The sequence below is a fragment of the Pseudomonas poae genome (genome assembly GCA_028869255.1).
GTDB lineage: Bacteria > Pseudomonadota > Gammaproteobacteria > Pseudomonadales > Pseudomonadaceae > Aquipseudomonas > Aquipseudomonas poae_C.
On record CP110972.1, the window covers coordinates 2,209,063 to 2,226,927 of the forward strand.

The window sequence follows — 17,865 nt, forward strand, 5'->3', positions numbered from 1 at the left end:
CCTATTCGTGCGCGGTCCAGACGGCCAGTTCATAACCGTCCGGGTCAGTGAAGTGAAACCGGCTTCCACCCGGAAATGCGAACGTCTCACGGGTGATCACAGCGCCCAGGGCTTGAAGCCGTTGTTGTGTGTCGGCGAGATGTTCCGCGTACAAAATGATCAAAGGTCCGCCCGGTCGGACCGGCTCGCCGGTGGTGAAGCCACCGGTCAGCCGGCCATCGCTGAACTCGGTGTAGGTGGGGCCGTAGTCGACGAAGGTCCAGCCGAATGCGCCGCCGTAGAAGGCTTTGCTGCGGGTAATGTCGCCCACATTGAATTCGATATTGTCGATTTGCCGGTCTTTACCGCGAACACTCATGCTTGCCTTCCTGGCGGATGTTGAAGGCGGCGAGTGTAACGCATCATCCGGCCGCCAGGTCGCCATACCAATACGCTGCGGTAACCCCGCCATCCATGAGGAAATCGCTGCCGGTAATAAACGTGCCCTCCGGCCCCATCAGCAATGCCGCGACGGCGCCCACTTCATCCGGTGTGCCGCCTCGGCCGGCGGCGCTCAATTCGATCATGCGTCGATAGCCTTCACCGCGTGGCCCGCTCAATTCATCCCTGGCCAGCGGGGTGAAGATAATGCCGGGGCTGATGGTGTTGACCCTCGCGCCGCGCTTGCCCCAGCGCACCGCCTCGGCCATCACCCGTAGCGAATTGCCGCGTTTGGAGAGCTGATAGGCGTGGAGCGGGTCCAGCACCTTGTCGGCCTGCAGCATCGGCAGGGCCAGCAGCTCTTCGGTGGGGGTGCTGGCCAATGCTGTGTTCTCGGCAGCCGACAGCGCAGGCAGGCGGTGACCGGATTGCGAGGCGATGACGACTGCAGCACCGCCTTCGGCGATCACGTTACCGAATGCCTCCAGCACCAGGGCGGTGCCGTAGAGGTCGACCCGCAGAATAGTCGCCACCGGCGCCTGAGAGGGGGAAACCCCGGCGGCGTGGATCACACCGGTGATCTCACCGAGGGCGGTGGCGGTGTGCACCAAGGCTTCGACCGATGCGCGAGACGCCACGTCGACGCTGGTTGTGGTCACCTCAAAACCGGCATCCCGTAGCACCTTGGCGGCGGCTTCTGCCTGTTCCAGGCGCAGGTCCGCCAGCACCACGTGCTTGCCTGCACTGACGCGACGCGCAATGGCCTGGCCGATCGAACCGGCGCCAATCACGACGGTGACGTTACGCGTATTTTTCATGCCGACCTCGTGTGGGGTTCGTAGGAAAATTGCTCATCGCTGACCTGTTCCATCCAGTCCACCACCTTGCCGTCGAGCACTTCGGCAATCGCGATATGCGTCATGGCGGTGGTGGCGGTCGCGCCGTGCCAATGTTTGACGTTGGGCGCAATCCACACCGTGTCGCCGGGGTTGATGGCGCGTACCGGCTGCCCCAGCTCCTGGACCAGGCCCGATCCTGCGGTGACGATCAGCGTCTGGCCCAGAGGATGGCTATGCCAGGCCGTGCGGGCGCCGGGTTCGAACGTTACGGTGGCGCCGCTGACACGTGCGTCATCGGTCCCCTTGAAGGGCGCGTCGACACGCACGGTGCCGGTGAAATAATCCGCCGGCCCGCTGGCCGAGGGCTGTGAACCGTTGGGGTTGATGATGAGCATGGCGTTCTCCTCTTGATGGCGATTAATCTACCAGCTGCGCATTGATGTAATTAGCGGCTAAAATCCGATAATACTTATGTGGGTAGCTCATCAATGCTTAGGGAAAACGCCAGCGATCTGCTTGCCTTCCTCGCCGTCGCCAAGGAGCGAAGTTTCACCAAGGCGGCGGCGCGGCTGGGCGTTTCACAGTCGGCACTCAGCCACACGATTCGCGGGTTGGAGGCGCGTCTTGGCCTGCGCTTGCTGACGCGTACCACGCGCAGTGTTTCGCCTACCGAAGCGGGTGAACGTTTGGTCAATCGGGTAGGGCCGCACTTTGAGCACATCGAGTTCGAGTTGGCGGGCCTGAGCGATCTGCGCGACACGCCCTCCGGCACGATCCGCATCAACGCCATGGACCATGCCCTGGACCAGATCATCCGGCCGGTGCTGAAGACATTCCTTCCCAAGTACCCCGACATCTCGGTGGAAGTGTGTTGCGACTACGGTTTTGTCGACATCGCCGCGCAAGGTTTCGATGCCGGTGTGCGGCTGGGTGAAGACGTGGCCGAGGGCATGATTGCCACACGCATCGGGCCGGACATGCGGATGGCGGTGGTCGGCTCGCCCGCCTATTTTGCCCAGCGCACACCGCCCGATACGCCCCGGGCGTTGACCGGGCACTTATGCAATAACCTGCGCCTGCCCACCAATGGCGGTCTCTACGCCTGGGAGTTCGCCAAGGGTGACGAAACCCTCAAGGTTCGCGTGACGGGCCAGGTCACCTACAACGGCGTTTATCAACTATTGGAGGCGGCGCTGGACGGGTTCGGGTTGAGTTACATCCCCCACGACGTGGTCGCGCCTCACCTCAAGAGCGGCCACCTGGTGCAAGTGCTGGAAGACTGGTCGCCGCAGTTTGCCGGTTTTCATCTTTACTACCCCAGCCGGCGGCAGGCATCGCCGGCGTTTGCGTTGTTGGTGGAGGCGTTGCGTTATCGGGGGTGAGTGTTGCTCACTGATGAAACCGCCTCCCCAACGCATCCAACCGCACTGCAATCGGCGGCAACTGCTCACTGCTTCTTGCCAGGGTTTCCACATCGTCTGCCGTGCTCTGCGCAATGCTCTGCACCGCCTGCAACCGCCCCACAATCTCCAGGTTCGCCGAGGTCTGTTCACGGGTGGTGTTGACGATATGCCCGTTAAGCTGATCAATCTGCTGAATATCGGCGCCCACCGCCCGCAGCATGTCCACTGCCACTTGGCTGTCTTCCACGCAGCGCTCCACGCCCTGGCGGCTGTCGTGCATGGCTTCAACCGCTTGGCGGCTGCCGTGTTGCAAGCTTTCGATGATGGTTTTGATTTCCTGGGTGGACACGGCGGTACGTTGCGCGAGGCTGCGTACTTCGTCGGCGACCACGGCGAAGCCACGGCCTTGTTCGCCGGCGCGGGCGGCTTCGATGGCGGCGTTGAGGGCCAGCAGGTTGGTCTGGTTGGCGATGCTGTTGATCACTTCCATGACGGTGCCGATCTGCTCGGCTTGTACGGCCAGGCCTTCCACGGTCTGGTTGGTGCCGATGAGGCGTGAGGCCAGTTGGCTGATTTCTTGTTGGGCGCGGCCAACGCTTTCCTGGCCGCGGATGATTTGTTGACTGGCCTTGCCCGCGTGCTCCACCGCGTGTTCGACGTGCACGGCGATGTGGCCCATGGCGTCTTCCATGCGCTGCATCGAGCCGGTCATCTGGCTGATTTCGGCGAGTTGATGCCGCGCACCTTTTTCCAGGGTGCCGCTGGCGCTGGCCAGTTCCTGGCCGAGTTGGCCGAGGCCATGGGAGTCGCGGGCCACACCGTCGATCAGGTGGGTGATCTGCTGCAGGAAGTGGTCGAAACGCTTGGCGAGGGACACATGCACCTTGCCCTCACCCTGGGCGGTTTCTACGGTGAACTGCGAGGTGACGGCGAGCATCTTCTCGAGCATTTCCTGGCTTTCCACGGCTTCGGCCTGGCTGTGCACGGCGAGGTAGAGCAGGGCGACGGTTTCCATCACTACATAGAAGGCATGAACGAACACCATGGTCCAGCCGCCGTGGTGTTCCATCACAAACACCGGGAACCCTTGATGCTGCAGCGCATGGAACACCACGTGGTGCAGCGCGATGGTCAGCGCCGCGACCAGGATCGGCAGCCAGTCCCGGTAAAATGTCAGCACCGCCAGCAGTGCGAAGATCCCGAAGTGCGATTCGATCACGCCCTGCGCCTGGTTGATATGCAGCGCGGCCATGACCATCAGGCCGGCGCCCAGTGCGCAACGCATCAAGCGGGTTCCGCTTGATGCGCGATACAGCGCGGTCAGCACCACACTGGTGCCGCCGCCGACAATCACGGCTTGCAGCAAGGTGTCGTGCCAGAACGCCAGGCCGAGGGAGAACAGGAACATCAGCCAGACCAACGCCAGCATGATGCGGTCGGCCTTGCGGTAGTGCTCCAGGAAACGTGCGCGTGCGGGCATACACTCTTACTCCATGTGGGCGAGCCAGGAACAAAGCATGCGGCGTGCCACGATGGCCCGCTGGTACAGCAAAGCAGAAATCCGGGTTTTTGCAGATTCAGAAATGCCAATGGGTTATCGGCGTTGGGGCAGGGGACTTTAGCAACGGCTACCCGGGTGGGTAGCCGCAGGGGGGCGGGGTTAGAAGGTGTATTTTGCGGTGACGCCGAAGCTGCGCGGGTTGCCGTAGGAGTCGCCGCCATAGCTGATGTCGCTGGCAATCGCGGAGTAGTAACGGCGGTCGAAGATGTTGTTGGCGTTGAGCTGCAGGTCGAGGTTCTGGTTGACCTGGTAGCCGGCCATCAGGTCGGTCACGGCGTAAGCGCCCTGTTTGAGGCGATAGGTGCTGCCGTCAGCCAGCTTGACGTCGTTATACATACGGCTCTGCCACGAGACGTTGCCACCGACGCGGAGTTTTTCCAGCGGGCCCTGGAAGCGGTAGCTGGTGGTCAGCTTGAACAGTTGCTCCGGGGTGTCGGTGTCGAACTGCTTGTTTACGTTCTGTGGGTTGGCGTCATCCTTGATGGTGTGCGTACGTGCGTAGGTGTAGCCACCGCCAACCTGCCAGTTCTCGGTCAGCGCGCCTTGCAGTTCGAAGTCGATACCCTGGCTGCGAATTTTGCCTGAAGCTTCATTGCAGGATGCCTGCGGGCAATTTGCCACGAACACCTGCACGGCACGGTTTTCCTGGTCGACGTTGAACAGCGCGACGCTCGCATTCAGCGCGCCACCCAGGTATTCGCCCTTGATGCCGACCTCATAGTTCTTACCGACAATCGGCTTGAGCGGGGTGCCGGAGGTGTCCTTGCCGGTTTGCGGCGTGAAGATGTCGCTGTAGCTGACGTAGACCGAGTGGTGCTCGTCCAGCTCGTAGATCAAGCCTGCGTAGCGGGTGAGGTTGCGGGTGACGTGGTAGTCGCCGTCGTTGCTGCCATGGGCGTCGTAGTCATACCAGTCCAGACGGGCGCCGAGGATCAGCTTCAGTGGGTCGGCCAGGCTCAGGCGCGTGGTCACGTAGACGCCGTCCTGGGTGGTGACTTCGCGGTCGTTGGTGGTATGGACGAAGTCCGGTTTGCCCGCGGTCAGTGGCCAGTTCAGGTTGTACGGGCTGTAGTTGTGGGTGGTCATGTCATAGATGCGCCGGCTGGCCCCCACGACCAGTTCATGGCTACGCCCGAACGCTTCGAAAGGCCCGCTGGCAAAGGCGTCGACGCCGGCCTGGTTTTCATCGTAGGCGGCCTGGTAGACCGTGCGGGCCAGTGTGTTGTTGACCCAGCGCGACTGATAGGAACCGGAGAACAACGCGTCCTGCTGGGCGTAGTTGGCGTTGACCTGGAGCTTCCAGTCGTTGGCCAGGCGCTGGCGCAGTTCGGCGAACACCGTGTTGATTTCCTGATCCTTGTTCTCCCAGGGGGTGCCTGGGTTGTAGGAGCGCGGCAGGTTCAGGTGATGGCCATCCTGGCCGATCATCGAGGCGCCCCAGAAGTAGTTGGTTTTATCCTTCTGGTTGGAAAAGCCGAGGGTCAGGGTGGTGTCCTCGCTCAGGTCGGCTTCGGTGACGGCATAGAACAGGCCGTGATCTTCCTCGACTTTATCGATGAAACTGTTGGCGTCGCGATACGAGGCGACGACTCGGCCCCGCAGTGTGCCGCTGTCGTTGAGCGGGCTGGACGCGTCGATCTCGCCACGGTAATCGTCCCAACTGCCGGCGGCGCCGGTCAGGGTGACTTTCTGCTCATCCAGCGGCCGTTTGCGGATCAGGTTGATGGCGGCCGAAGGGTTGCCCGCGCCAGTGACCAGGCCGGTGGCGCCGCGCACCACCTCAACCCGATCAAACATCGCCAGGTTCGGCTGGGCGCCCACGGAAACGCCGTTATAGCCGCTGGGGATGCCGTCATACATGAGGTTGTCGATGTCGAACCCACGCGAGGTGTAGGACTGCCGTCCAGGCCCGTTGGAGTAGTTCAGAAACAACCCGGGCGTGGCATTGACCACGTCGTTGATGCTGGTCATCGCCTGGTCATCCATACGCTGGCGCGTAATGACCGTGACGGCCTGCGGGGTTTCACGCAGGGTCAGTGGCAGCTTGGTCGCCGTTTTCATCGAGCCGGTGGTGTAGGACTGCGTGCCTTCAGTGGTTTCGGCCAGTTGCCCTTCACCGGAGATTTGCGTGGCCCCCAATTCAAGGGTGGTGGCCGGCGCGTCGTCGGCGAAGGCCGCGTGTGAGGCGGCGAGACAGACAGCCAAAGCCATCAAGCTGGGCGTAAAACCTTTAGCGGCGTAGTGTTGCGCAGACATCGAGCGGACTCTCCCCAAAACGCCGTCCCTAGCGAATAATAAAGATGTTGATAATTATTCGCATCAGTGTGACAGAGTATGTCCGCGTAAAAAAGCCTTTGGGGAGAATTGGTTAACGAATTTTTCACATCTTCGTTGAAGGCAGATTGCCGCTATTGCGGCCGAGCAAGGCCCGTTAACGCGGTGTATTGCTCGGCGGGTTTCAGATCTCGTAGCCTTTGAACAGGTTGCCCAGGTCTGCGCGTTCACGATTATCCGCGTCGTGGGATTCATGGCGTTCCACCAGTGAAATCACCGGCTTCAACGCCAGGCGAATAGCCTCTATCACGTCGGTCGTTGCCGACATCATGAAGATGCGGCCGAAGCTTTCCGCGTACAGGCTGACGGATACAGCCGAGTGATAGATTGTCAGCCGCCTGCGTTCGCTCTCCATCAACCCGCGCATGGCGTGCGCGTTCACGTCGTCGGCCATATGGATCTCGAAGTTGACCAGGTTCAGCATGTCATCGGAGTAGGTGTGCACCGAGTCGCAAAGCGGCGCGTAAAACATGTAGTAGTAATCCTCCCAACCCACCGCTGCGAATCGCTCGCGGATTTTCGGGAAATCGTCGGCCCGGCCATTGCGCTGTTCAAAGTCAGCCTTGATCCGTACCGCATTATCGAACCTGGCCTGGGCAACCGGGCTTTCCTGGCCGATGGATTCAAGGTGCTTGAGCCAGCGCGTGGCGCTCTTTCGCGTCTCTATGATGCTGTTTTCAAGCAATGCCTTGAGCTTGCTGCCATCGGTATCCAGGGCGACGTAAAGTAAGTTCACCGACTGTTCGATGAGCACCCGGTTGAGTGATTCTGCGGTCGATATCGCACGCAACTTCAGGCTGATACACAGCTGTTGGGTCAGTTCTTCCACGATCTGCGCATAGCGTTGAACGACTATTTTTTGTTTGGCGCAGGGCAGGTTGCCATAAGCGATTTCTTTGTGTGTCGTCACCAGTTTCTGCAGGGCAATCACGCACTGGGTGATGGACGCGAGGTCCTCGTTGTAGCTTTGCATCGGTTGTCCTTAACGTTGAATGCGAACGGTATAACGCCGCGCAGTGGTGGGTGATGTCATCGAGTATCGCGCGTCGCAATCGCCACCCGACTCGTCGCCTTCACCTCCCGCAACGCCAGGCTCGACTGGATCGACGCAATCCCCAATTGGCGCCGCAGCACGCTTTCCACGAACTCGCTGTAGCTGTCCAGGTCCTCCGCCAGCACTTGCAGCAGGTAGTCCGCATCGCCCGTGATCTTGTGGCACGACAGCACCTGGGGCAGTTCCTTGACCACGGCCTCGAAGGCGTCGGGCGCGTGGTCGGTGTGGATCGCGAAGCGCACGTGCACAAACGCCATGATATCCAGGCCGAGCATCTTGCGGTCGAGGTTGGCCTGGTAGTCCTTGATCACACCTTCTTCTTCCAGGCGTTTGCGGCGCCGCCAGCAGGGTGTGAGGCTCAGGGACAGGCGCTCGCTCAGTTGCGCGTTGGAAATGCTGGCGTCTGCCTGCAGCAGGGCGAGGATGGCGAGATCAGTGTCGTCAAGTGCGACCTGCTTGGTTTTATTTTTCATGTTCGGCTATCCCGGGGGTAAAAACGCCCGATAAAGCTAACAGCGTCGCAACTAAAAGCAAAGAAAGCCCTGGGCTGCCAGAACAAAATAGATCCTGTCTTTTACTGGCGGATCTAGAGAAATGCTGACTGTTTTTAGTGATGACCACCGTTTGCACCATGGCACCGAACTGAAAGACGGCGTGCTCAAGCCCTCGTTCGAGCAACCGAGTCGCGCCGACACCGTGCGTGATCGCGTGCGGCAGGTGGGCCTGGGCGACATCATCGTGCCGCGCCATTTTGAGCGTGCCTGTTACGTCAATGCCCACAGTGAGCGCTACGTGGCGTTCCTCGAAACCGCCTGGGCCGAGTGGACTGCCATCGGGCGCAGCCATGACGCACTGCCGCTGGTGTGGCCGGTGCGTGACCTGGCCAATCAACAGGTACCGGATTTCATCGACGGCAAGCTGGGCTTCTATGCCATGGACGCCGGTTCGCCAATTACCGGCACCACCTGGAACGCGGTGAAAACCAGTGCGGATATCGCCCTGACCGGCCTGGCGCTGATCGATGAAGGTCATAACAGTGCCTTCGCGCTGTGTCGGCCGCCGGGGCATCACGCGGCTCGCGAGTACATGGGCGGCTATTGCTACCTCAACAATGCCGCGATTGCCGCGCAACAGGCCATTACCCAAGGCGCCAAGCGCGTGGCGGTACTGGACGTGGATTTCCACCATGGCAACGGCACGCAGAATATTTTCTACGACCGCCCGGATGTGATGTTCATCTCCCTGCACGGCGAACCGTCGGTGTCCTATCCGTATTTTTCCGGCTTCAGCAGTGAGCGCGGTGCCGGTGCCGGGGAGGGCTTCAACCTGAACTACCCGTTGCCGAAAAACACCACCTGGGCCCACTACCAAACCGCGCTGACCGACGCCTGCCGCCAACTGCGCGCTTTTGCCCCCGAGGTGCTGGTGATTTCCCTGGGCGTGGACACCTTCAAGGACGACCCCATCAGCCACTTTCTGCTCGACAGCCAGGATTTCCTCGGCATGGGCGAGATCATCGCCGGCGTGGGCGTGCCGACGCTGTTTGTGATGGAAGGCGGCTATATGGTCGATGAGATCGGCATCAATGCCGTCAACGTGCTGCACGGTTTTGAAAGCCAGACCGCCTGATACCCATAACAAGCAACGCTCAACTTTTTTCTGCCAAAACTCAAAAAACATAACAAGAGGTTTTGTGATGAAAACAACCACGCCCGGGCTTTATGAAAAGCCTGCGTTGCAACGCACCCTGAGCAACCGCCATATCCAGCTGATGGCCATGGGCGGTGCAATCGGAACCGGCCTGTTCATGGGCTCCGGCAAGATCATTGCGCTCTCCGGTACCTCGATCATCCTGATCTATATGATCATCGGCCTGTTCGTGTATTTCGTGATGCGCGCCATGGGTGAGCTGCTGCTGTCCAACCTCAACTTCAAGAGCTTTGCCGACTTTGCCGGGGCGTACCTGGGGCCGCGCGCGGCGTTCTTTCTGGGCTGGTCGTACTGGCTGAGCTGGAGCGTGGCGGTGGTGGGGGATGCGGTGGTGGTCGGCGGGTTTTTCCAGTACTGGTTTCCCGATGTGCCGGCCTGGATGCCCGCCGTGGGCATGTTGCTCACGCTGTTCGCGCTGAATGTGCTGACGGTCAAGCTGTTTGGCGAAGTGGAGTTCTGGTTCGCGATTATCAAGATCATCGCCGTGGTGACCTTGATCGGCGTGAGCGTGGTGCTGATCGCCAGTTCATTTGTCTCGCCCACCGGGGTTACCGCCTCCTTGAGCCATCTGCTGGATAAACAGGCGGCGTTTCCCAACGGGTTGTTCGGGTTCTTCGCCGGGTTCCAGATGGCGATCTTTTCCTTTGCCGGCACCGAGCTGATCGGCACCGCAGCCGCTGAAACACGGGCGCCGGAGAAGACCTTGCCCAAGGCGATCAACTCGATTCCGCTGCGCATTATCCTGTTCTATGTGCTGGCCCTGGCGTGCATCATCGCGGTGACGTCGTGGCAGCAGGTGTCGCCAAGCAAAAGCCCGTTTGTTGAGTTGTTCCTGGTGGCGGGATTTCCGGCTGCGGCGGGTATCGTGAATTTCGTGGTGCTGACGTCGGCGGCGTCGTCGGCCAACAGCGGGGTGTTTTCCGCCAGCCGCATGTTGTTCGGCCTGGCTGATCTGGGCGATGCGCCGGGCATATTCCGGCGCCTGTCGACCAGCAGCGTGCCGTTTATCAGCCTGGCGTTTACCACGCTGTTGATGCTGCTTGGGCTGGTGTTGCTGTTTGTGGTGCCGGAGGTGATGACGGCTTTCACCATTGTGTCGACGGTCTCGGCGATCCTGGTGATTTTTACCTGGTCGACCATCCTCGCGTCCTACATCGCCTACCGCAAAAAGCGCCCGGACCTGCATGCCAAATCCATCTACAAGATGCCCGGCGGGGTGCCGATGGCCTGGTTTTCCCTGGCGTTTCTGGCCTTTGTGCTCGGCTTGCTGGCGCTGCGCCCGGATACCCGGCTGGCACTGTGCGTGATGCCCGCCTGGTTTATCTGGCTGGGCATCGCCTTTCAATTCTCGCGCTTTCGCGGGGCCAGCCTGGTGAAAACCTAGTCGCGGCCTCACCCGATGCGGATCACAGGGGGGGGCCGCGTCGATCACGGCCTTGGCGAACGCCGCGGGTGCTTCCTGCGGCAAGTTGTGGCCAATGCCGCCGCTGATCAGGCGGCATTCGTACTTGCCGGTGAATCGCTTGGCGTAGGCCGGCCTTGATATGCTTGAGCGTGCCGAGGGCTGATTGGCCGCCGCCACGGGATTTGCCGGTGGCTCGGGCATTTCGGCGCTGGCTGTGCCAAGGATGCCGAACTGCAACGCGGTGAAGGCCAGGAACAGGGCGTGAGGTTTGAACTGAGGGTGCCTGGGGCTCAGTTGAACGCCGTGCTGTATCTGGCCTGTGCCTGGAAACCCGTCGGGTTTAAGCCTGTGTATCGCGGTGCCTTGCGTACACATTGCGATACACAACTAGAACTCAACACGCACGCCCAGCGTTGCGTCGCGGCCGTTCAGTGCGTGGCTGTCCAGGTTGCGCATGTAGCCCACCTCGCCATACAGATTTACGCCGTTGGCGACCTGCAGCCTGGCGCCGAGGTTCAGGCCCAGGGTGGTGGATCGTTGCTCGGTGTCGATGGCGGTCACATCGTTGAACGTCACGGTGTTGGTCCCGCCCTTGGCGTGCCACACATCGGCCCGCACATAAGGCTGCAACGGCAAACCGCGCACCGGGTAGCTGCCGCGCAGTCGCACGCCGAGACGGGTGACGAGGTTGCTGTCGGCGGTAAAGGCAACGTCCGCGATGCCGTCATTGCGGCTATCGAGTTGCGTGCGACCGACGATCAATTGAGCCTGGGGCTCAAGCTCCCAGCGTGGGCTCAGCGCAAACGGCCAGCCGACTTCGGCGGAGGCCAGCAGGTTGTGCCCACGGGTCTGCAACTGGATGCCCGGGGCGGACCGGCTGCTGCCATCGAAGCGGGTGCCCATCAGCACCAGGTCGAGGTAGGCGCGGTGGGTGCCGATCAGCGTCCAGTACACGCCCAGGCTGTCGCCACGCAAGGTGGTGCGGCCGGCGTGCTGGTTCTGCCGGCCAGCGTTAAAGCCTTTGACGTCGCCTTTGAGGGTGCTGTGGCCGATAAAAAAACCACCGCGCTGGCGCCGACTGGCGTACACATCGCTGCCCACTTGGAAGCCGGTGATTGAGCTGTCCAGTGTCGGGCTGACCGTGCCGGCGAAGGACTGGCGGCGGCTGCTGCCATACACCCGGCCCCAGCCCGTCGGCAAGGTACCGCTATAGTGTTGCGTGCCGGGCTCACCCATGCGTTGGTGATACGTCCCCAGCATGCCTTGCACAATCTGTTGCGCGGCCGGATACAGCGCGGTGTAGAGCGGTACTTCGGGGCGGTAAAGGGGGAGCGGGGAAACGTCGGGGTTGGGCGGCAACGCTGGTGAGCCGCTGACGGGCTCAGGCACGGGCGGGTCAATCACCTGGGGCGCAGGCGCAACAGGCAGCGTGGAGCGCAGGTAATAGTTTTGCGCCGTGCCGGCCGTTACGCCGCCCTTGAACAGGTAATAGTCGAACGCGCCGGCAGACACGCGCCCCGCCAGGCTGAACGCACTGCTGCTGCCGGTGGCGCCGTTGCTGGCCTGCACCACTTGGATACCGTCCTGCAACGTTGCCGCGCCCGCGCCGCCCAGGTTGCTGATGCGGATCCCTGTGGCGCCCTGGAGCGTGCCCTGGCTGACCACCAGTTTGTCGCTGGGCGAGTCGTCGCTGCCCAGCACGCTTTGCAGGGCCAGGAGCCCGGTGTTGCCGGTGTAATTGCCATTGACCGTCAGGGTGTCGGTGGCGAGGGTGCTGCCGGTGGCCATGTCGATCAGGCCGCTGTTGTTGAGGTTAACCGCCTGGCCACTGCTGAACGGGCGGAGGAGGCCGGAAGTGACTCGCAAGGTGCTGCCGTTATTGATCGCCAGCGTGCCGGACCCCGTGCCCGCATCGCCGAGCACGAAGCTGCCGCCCAGGGTTACGGTGGCGTTGTTGCTCAGCGCCACCCGTTCCCAGTGGGCGTAGCGCCCCGGCGTATTGGTCTGGGAATTGTCGAAGGTCAGGGTGTCGGTGCCGGTGCCGCCATCGATCAGCGGTGTGGAGGCCAGCAGGGTTTCGTTAAGGTTTTGCAGCAGGGCGATGTCGTTGTCCGGGCCCAGTAGAATCGGCGCATTGATTTTCCCGCCGCCGATCCAGCTGAAGGTGTCTGCGCCGGTGCTGGCGAGGATCTGCCCGTTGACGGTGCCGCCCGTGACGGTAATCGTGTCAGTACCGCCGCTGGTACTGAGGTTGCCGCCGATCAAGCTTGCGCCCGACACCCGCACGGTATCGTTGGCAAAGCCGGTGACCAGGTTGCCGATGATTGTGCCGCCCCGCATGTCGAAAAGGTTGTTATCCAGCTTCATGTCCACTCGGCCGATGCTGCCGCCCGTCATCAGCGCGGTATCGCCATCCTCGAAGGCGCCGGTGATGGTGCCGCCACTCATCAAGAACTGATCGTGCCCGTCGCCCTGGGCCAGCGCGGCAATCGTACCGGCGCTCATGGAAAAACTGTCGATACCGGCACCCTGGCTGATCGCCCCCGCGTTGCCGCCGCTGATCTGCACCGCATCCGCTCCCGCCCCTGGCTGAGCGCCCCGGTGACGGTGCCGCTGTTGAGCCGCAATACATTGGCGCCATCCCCCATGTTCACTGAGCCAGTGAGCCTCGCGGCCATTGCGTCCAATTGCAGCAGGTCATTACCGGCTCCCAAGGTGACATTGCCGGTAATGGAGCCGTTGCCGCTGGGGAACAGCAGCTGATTATTGCCCCCAAGGTCACTGAAACCCGGGCTGCTGCCGCTGTCACAGGTGAAGGTGTCATTGCCGGCGGTGGGGGCGATGTTACAGGCCCCGTGGGACGGCAATGGCCAGACGCTGAGAGCGATTGCCGTGGCAACGCTCACGTAGCACTGGCGTGGAATCCGTGTGTGCATGATCCAACCTCGTTCGAGGGGATTGTTGCCCCGGCGCCTGCTGCGGCGGGCGGGGCCAGACCATGACAACGGGATGCGCGATACGGATCAGGGAGAGCGTGTTACCTGTTCGAAAACACCGGCCAATGCAAAGGGTTGGCATGTCTTTCTCGACTGCGCTTCAACTCATGCAGTGCTTGAAGCACCATAACCACGCCCGGCGGAGGTCGCTACTGTGAGAAATAACACGTATAGACCAGTTGAAAGCCTGGCTAACCTCAGGACAGTACAATCTCGTAAGGCTCGCGCATGCGCTCCAGCAGCACCTGGGCCAGCATCGGCGCGAGGCCGATCTGCGGGTCGCCGACCAATTGGCTGGCATACGCATGCACGGCGTGGAGCTTGCGGGCCACGCTCCAGGAGTCCAGCCGTACTTTGCGCGCACGTTGCCAGGGGATCAGCGCACCGTCGCGTACCGGCGAGTGCCAGGCCCAGATCGGCAGTTCATACAGCTGCGCGCCCACCAGGTTGCAGGCTTGGGCGCTGGCCCGGCCGACGGCGTCGTGGTCGTCATTGCCGTCGTGGCGCCAAGTGGAAAACACCACATCGCCCGGCTGCAGGTAGCGTGCGATAAATTGGCTCATCTGCGGTTCGCGTGCGGCGAGGGCGTTATCGCAGAAGCCGCCGCGAATCCACTTCAGGCTGTGCAGCGGCATGCCCAGGCGGCGCAGGGCTTCGGCGCTTTCCTGGGGGCGCACCACGCTCAGGCGGCTGGCCGGCCATACATGCGAGCCCGGATGGCTGGCGCTGCCGTCGGTGATGGAGATCAATTGCAGGGGGTGTTCCAGGGTGCTGAGCAATTGCAGCAGACCACCGCAGGCCAGCACCTCGTCACCGGGATGGGGGGCGACGATCACCACCCGTGCGCCAGACGGGACCAGTGCGGCCGGCGTGATAGGGGGGATCTGCGCCAACTGCGGGGCACTGTTCCAGATTTGCGCAGGACCACGGCGGCCCTCGCTTAAGGAGGCAAGCTTCATGGGTGTCACATCCTTGTCGATTGATGCGGGTCGTGCCCCGTTGACGGGACGACTCTCTTTTATTCCCCACAGACTCCGCCGTGGGGGTTGCGTGGCAATCCAACCCTGGATTGCCAGCAAGGCGTTATCAGCATAGACAAGGATCGGCTGCTTTTACATTCGGCAACGTCGTTTTTTTCAGGAGGCGAGTGTCAGGCTCTTCAAATAATCGCCAAACCCGCCTTGAGCACGCGCTTGCAGACGTGCGCTGGTGATGACTTGCGGGGTATGGCTCCAGGCGATGGACGCGCCGCAGCGTTCCAGGCTGCGCACCAGTTGCACATCTTCGTGACAGGCCAGCGGCTCAAAACCGCCGGCGCGCACATAGGCGCCGGCACTCACACCGAGGTTGGCGCCGTGGATATGGCGGTGGCCCTCACGCGCCTCGTACGCCTGGTGATAGCGGATCTGCGCGGCCGGGTCGAAGTCTTCGCTCCAGGCGTCCACGGTCACCGTGCCGCAGACGGCGTCGGCCTCCAGTGCCAACTGGGCCACCAGCCAATCGGGGGCCACGCGGCTGTCGGCGTCGGTGCAGGATATCCAGCGGGCGCCCTGGTTGAGCAGGTGCCGTGCGCCGACTCCACGCACCTGGCCCACATTGCGCGCCTGGATTTCCAAGCGTTGTACCGGGAAATCTTCGGCAATCGCCGCGCTCGCGTCGCTGCAACTGTCGAGCATCACCAGGATCTGCACCGGCTCGCCCATTAACTCCGGGTGGTTGGCCGCAATCAATGCGGCTTTCAGGCACTCGCCCAATAGCGCTTCTTCGTTGTGCACCGGGATCAGAATGCCGATCATCGCAGGCCCTCAAGGGTGGCGACCGAGGTGCCGTCGCGGCTCCAGAGGTCGAGGAGAAAGTCGTGCTCGTGGTGCCTGGCGACCAGGGGCATCGCCAGCCGCTCATGGAGCAAGGCGTGCACCTGCTCGGCGGTCTGCGGGCAACCTTCGATAGACGGCCGCCAGTGGCAGGCCAGCACCTGGCCGTCACTGGTCAGGCAGGCGAGGGCGCGATCGATCACGCGGCCCAGGTCATCGGCGTCGAGGTAGTAGCACAGCTCGCTCAGTACGATCAGTTCGAACTGGCCCGCCGGCCATTGTTCAGGCAAGCGGCTTTGCTGCACCTGGGCATGGGCAAAACCCAGCAGCCGCCCACGGGCCAGGTCCACAGCGGCCGAGGCGGTATCGCAACACAGCAGGCGGTCACAACGGGTGGCCAACTCGATACTGAGTTCACCGTTGGCGCAACCGGGTTCGAACACCGAGGCATAGCGCGGGCGGGTCAACATGGCCAGGGTCAGCGCACGTTTGCGGCGCTCATACCAGCGTTGTCGGAACGCCCAAGGGTCATCGTTATCGGCAAACAGTTGATCGAAATAAGGCGTTGCCACACTCATACAAACACCACTTCAAAAGGTTGCAGCAGGCGTTCCACCACATAGGGCGCCAGCACCGGTGGCAGGCCGATCTGCGGGTCGCCCTCCAACTGGCTGGCGAACGCATGGATGGCGTGGCGCTTGCGGGCCACCGCTTCACAGGTCAGAGGGATTTTGCGTGCGCGGTGCCACGGCACCTGGCTGTCTTCGGGTGAGGCCCAGTGCCAGGTCCATACCGGCAGCTCGTACAGGGTGGCGCCTGCTGCGTGTGCCGCCTTGGCGCTGGCGCGGCCAACGGCTTCATGGTCGCAATGGCCGTCTTCACGCCAGGTGGTGAACACCACGTCAGTGGGTTTGAGGTAGCGCTGGATAAACGCGGCCAGTTCGTCTTCCCGCGCAGCGACTTGGCTGTCGGTAAAACCTGCGCGCAGCCATTTCAGGCTGTGCAACGGTAAACCGAGGCGATGCAGAGCCTGCGCCGATTCCTGCGGGCGTACCACGCTCAAACGCTCCACCGGCCAGCGTTTGGAACCGGGGTGGCTGGCGCTGCCGTCGGTTACCGAAATCAGTTGCATGGGTCGCCCCAATGCGGCCAAGCCTTGCAACAAGCCGCCACAGCCCAGCACTTCGTCGTCCGGGTGCGGGGCGATGATCACGGCGCGATGGCCGTCGGGCACCAGTGCTTGAACGCTGATCTGCGGCAGCTCGGCCATCATCGATGAGGCCTGCCAGTGGTGCAGCGGCGTACCCTGGCCAACAATTGGATTGGGCTTCATAACTGCCACCTCCCAGCGGGTTCAGCGGCGACCCGTTCGCCGAGGGCCGCCAGGTCACGTTCGGCGTGGCTTTGGCGCACATACACCGGCAGGTCCGCCATCAACTGGGCAAAGTGCGGGTCCTTGCAATACGGGCCAGCGCCCACGGCACGCCCCACATGGTGCATCACCTGTTCAACGGCATCTTCGATACAGGCCCGGGCTTGCTGGGCGAGTTGCCTGGCATTGGCCTTGGGTTCGCGGTCGATTTGCTCCGCGCTGGCACGCAGCACACAGGCCGCACTGTTGAGTGCACTGTCGACGGCGCCAAGGTGGGCGAGAGCATGCGGGTCCGAGCGTTTGCTGCAGTGTTCACGCAGCACCTCGGCCAGACGTTGCGCCGCGCCGTACCAGCACGCGGCGATGCCGATACCGCCTTGCCAGAAGCCGGGGCGGGCGAGGTAGTCGCCGGGGCCGCCCACCGCAATGGCGCCGGCGCCTTCAAATATCACCTCTACGCTGCCGGTGGCGGCCATGCCCACAGCATGCCAGCCCTGGTCAGTCACCGTGACGGCGGGTTGGTCCATCTGCACCGCGACCAGTTGCTGGCAACCCTGTTCATCCCAGGCCGTCAGCAACCCGTGGCTGACCACCGCGGCGCCGGAACACCAGGCTTTACGCCCCTCAATCAACAGGCGATGACCTTGCTGGCGTACCTGCACTTTAGCGTTCGGCGGCTCAGCCGCCCACATGCCCCAGGTGCTGCCCAAAGGCGGCAGTGGGCTGCCAAGTTCGGCAATGATCGCCAAGGCGTCGGTATGCCCTTCGAACAGCTTGCACAAGCGCAGGTCATGGCCTGCCACCTGTGCCAAGCGGCTGAACCGCGCCAGTGTTTCCCCGCCGCCAGGCAGCGGCAGTTGGTCCAGGCCTTCCTCCTGAAGTGCCTTCAGGGCTGTGCCCAGGGCTTGCGTGTCCGCATAGCCCGGGAAGCCTTGAAGGAATCCATGCAGTGCCATG

The 17,865-nt window shown here is 62.4% G+C and carries 15 protein-coding genes and 2 pseudogenes; 3 read left to right on the top strand and 14 right to left on the bottom strand.

Annotation, left to right across the window (positions count from 1 at the left end; genetic code table 11):
* Position 1 precedes the first annotated feature (1 nt).
* From LRS56_10210 to LRS56_10220, 3 genes are read right to left on the bottom strand one after another with little or no spacing between them, the layout of a single operon-like run.
* Positions 2 to 358 (bottom strand): VOC family protein, encoded by a 357-nt coding sequence (locus tag LRS56_10210; GenBank protein WDU64803.1) that lies wholly within the window; start codon positions 356 to 358, stop codon positions 2 to 4.
* A 43-nt stretch (positions 359 to 401) separates the two neighbouring features.
* Entirely contained in the window at positions 402 to 1,238 is an 837-nt protein-coding gene (locus LRS56_10215) for an SDR family oxidoreductase (protein WDU64804.1), read from the bottom strand.
* Positions 1,235 to 1,654: a cupin domain-containing protein gene (locus LRS56_10220; GenBank protein WDU64805.1), complete on the bottom strand. Its 420-nt coding sequence runs from the start codon at positions 1,652 to 1,654 to the stop codon at positions 1,235 to 1,237. Before LRS56_10220 ends, LRS56_10215 begins: the two co-directional genes overlap by 4 nt.
* 93 nt (positions 1,655 to 1,747) lie before the next feature.
* Here LRS56_10220 and LRS56_10225 point away from each other — a divergent pair, with 93 nt between their 5' ends.
* The gene (locus LRS56_10225) at positions 1,748 to 2,641 is read left to right on the top strand and encodes a LysR family transcriptional regulator (protein ID WDU64806.1); all 894 of its coding nucleotides are present in this window, start codon (positions 1,748 to 1,750) and stop codon (positions 2,639 to 2,641) included.
* Positions 2,642 to 2,648: 7 nt separating this feature from the next.
* Here the strand turns inward: LRS56_10225 and LRS56_10230 are convergent, their stop codons facing one another.
* From LRS56_10230 to LRS56_10245, 4 genes are all read right to left on the bottom strand, one after another.
* On the bottom strand, positions 2,649 to 3,341 hold the full coding sequence (locus tag LRS56_10230; protein ID WDU65720.1) for a methyl-accepting chemotaxis protein: 693 nt from the start codon (positions 3,339 to 3,341) through the stop codon (positions 2,649 to 2,651).
* Between the two features lie 981 nt (positions 3,342 to 4,322).
* The gene (locus LRS56_10235) at positions 4,323 to 6,479 is read right to left on the bottom strand and encodes a TonB-dependent siderophore receptor (GenBank protein ID WDU64807.1); all 2,157 of its coding nucleotides are present in this window, start codon (positions 6,477 to 6,479) and stop codon (positions 4,323 to 4,325) included.
* A gap of 202 nt (positions 6,480 to 6,681) precedes the next feature.
* Complete coding sequence (locus LRS56_10240; GenBank protein ID WDU64808.1) at positions 6,682 to 7,530, bottom strand: DUF5677 domain-containing protein; 849 nt, start codon at positions 7,528 to 7,530, stop codon at positions 6,682 to 6,684.
* A gap of 56 nt (positions 7,531 to 7,586) precedes the next feature.
* On the bottom strand, positions 7,587 to 8,084 hold the full coding sequence (locus LRS56_10245) for an Lrp/AsnC family transcriptional regulator (protein WDU64809.1): 498 nt from the start codon (positions 8,082 to 8,084) through the stop codon (positions 7,587 to 7,589).
* Positions 8,085 to 8,205: 121 nt separating this feature from the next.
* Between LRS56_10245 and LRS56_10250 the strand changes: the two genes are divergently transcribed.
* On the top strand, positions 8,206 to 9,240 hold the full coding sequence (locus LRS56_10250; GenBank protein WDU64810.1) for a histone deacetylase family protein: 1,035 nt from the start codon (positions 8,206 to 8,208) through the stop codon (positions 9,238 to 9,240).
* 67 nt (positions 9,241 to 9,307) lie between these two features.
* Entirely contained in the window at positions 9,308 to 10,705 is a 1,398-nt protein-coding gene (locus LRS56_10255) for an amino acid permease (protein WDU64811.1), read from the top strand.
* A gap of 36 nt (positions 10,706 to 10,741) precedes the next feature.
* On the opposite strand, the pseudogene LRS56_10260 reads toward LRS56_10255, so the two are convergent.
* The 7 genes and pseudogenes from LRS56_10260 to LRS56_10290 form a co-directional block, all read right to left on the bottom strand.
* Positions 10,742 to 10,852: pseudogene (locus tag LRS56_10260) on the bottom strand (alpha/beta hydrolase).
* 261 nt (positions 10,853 to 11,113) lie between these two features.
* Positions 11,114 to 13,662: pseudogene (locus LRS56_10265) on the bottom strand (autotransporter outer membrane beta-barrel domain-containing protein).
* A 257-nt stretch (positions 13,663 to 13,919) separates the two neighbouring features.
* Entirely contained in the window at positions 13,920 to 14,681 is a 762-nt protein-coding gene (locus LRS56_10270; protein ID WDU64812.1) for a PIG-L family deacetylase, read from the bottom strand.
* 177 nt (positions 14,682 to 14,858) lie between these two features.
* On the bottom strand, positions 14,859 to 15,518 hold the full coding sequence (locus tag LRS56_10275) for a glycosyltransferase family 2 protein (GenBank protein ID WDU64813.1): 660 nt from the start codon (positions 15,516 to 15,518) through the stop codon (positions 14,859 to 14,861).
* A complete protein-coding gene (locus LRS56_10280; GenBank protein WDU64814.1) occupies positions 15,515 to 16,114 on the bottom strand; it encodes an SAM-dependent methyltransferase in 600 nt (199 codons plus the stop codon). Before LRS56_10280 ends, LRS56_10275 begins: the two co-directional genes overlap by 4 nt.
* Positions 16,111 to 16,869 carry a PIG-L family deacetylase gene (locus tag LRS56_10285; GenBank protein ID WDU64815.1) on the bottom strand — a complete coding sequence of 253 codons (759 nt, stop codon included), beginning with the start codon at positions 16,867 to 16,869 and terminating at the stop codon, positions 16,111 to 16,113. Before LRS56_10285 ends, LRS56_10280 begins: the two co-directional genes overlap by 4 nt.
* Positions 16,866 to 17,864 (bottom strand): acyl-CoA/acyl-ACP dehydrogenase, encoded by a 999-nt coding sequence (locus LRS56_10290; GenBank protein WDU64816.1) that lies wholly within the window; start codon positions 17,862 to 17,864, stop codon positions 16,866 to 16,868. The genes LRS56_10285 and LRS56_10290 overlap by 4 nt, the downstream gene beginning before the upstream one ends.
* Position 17,865: the final 1 nt, after the last annotated feature.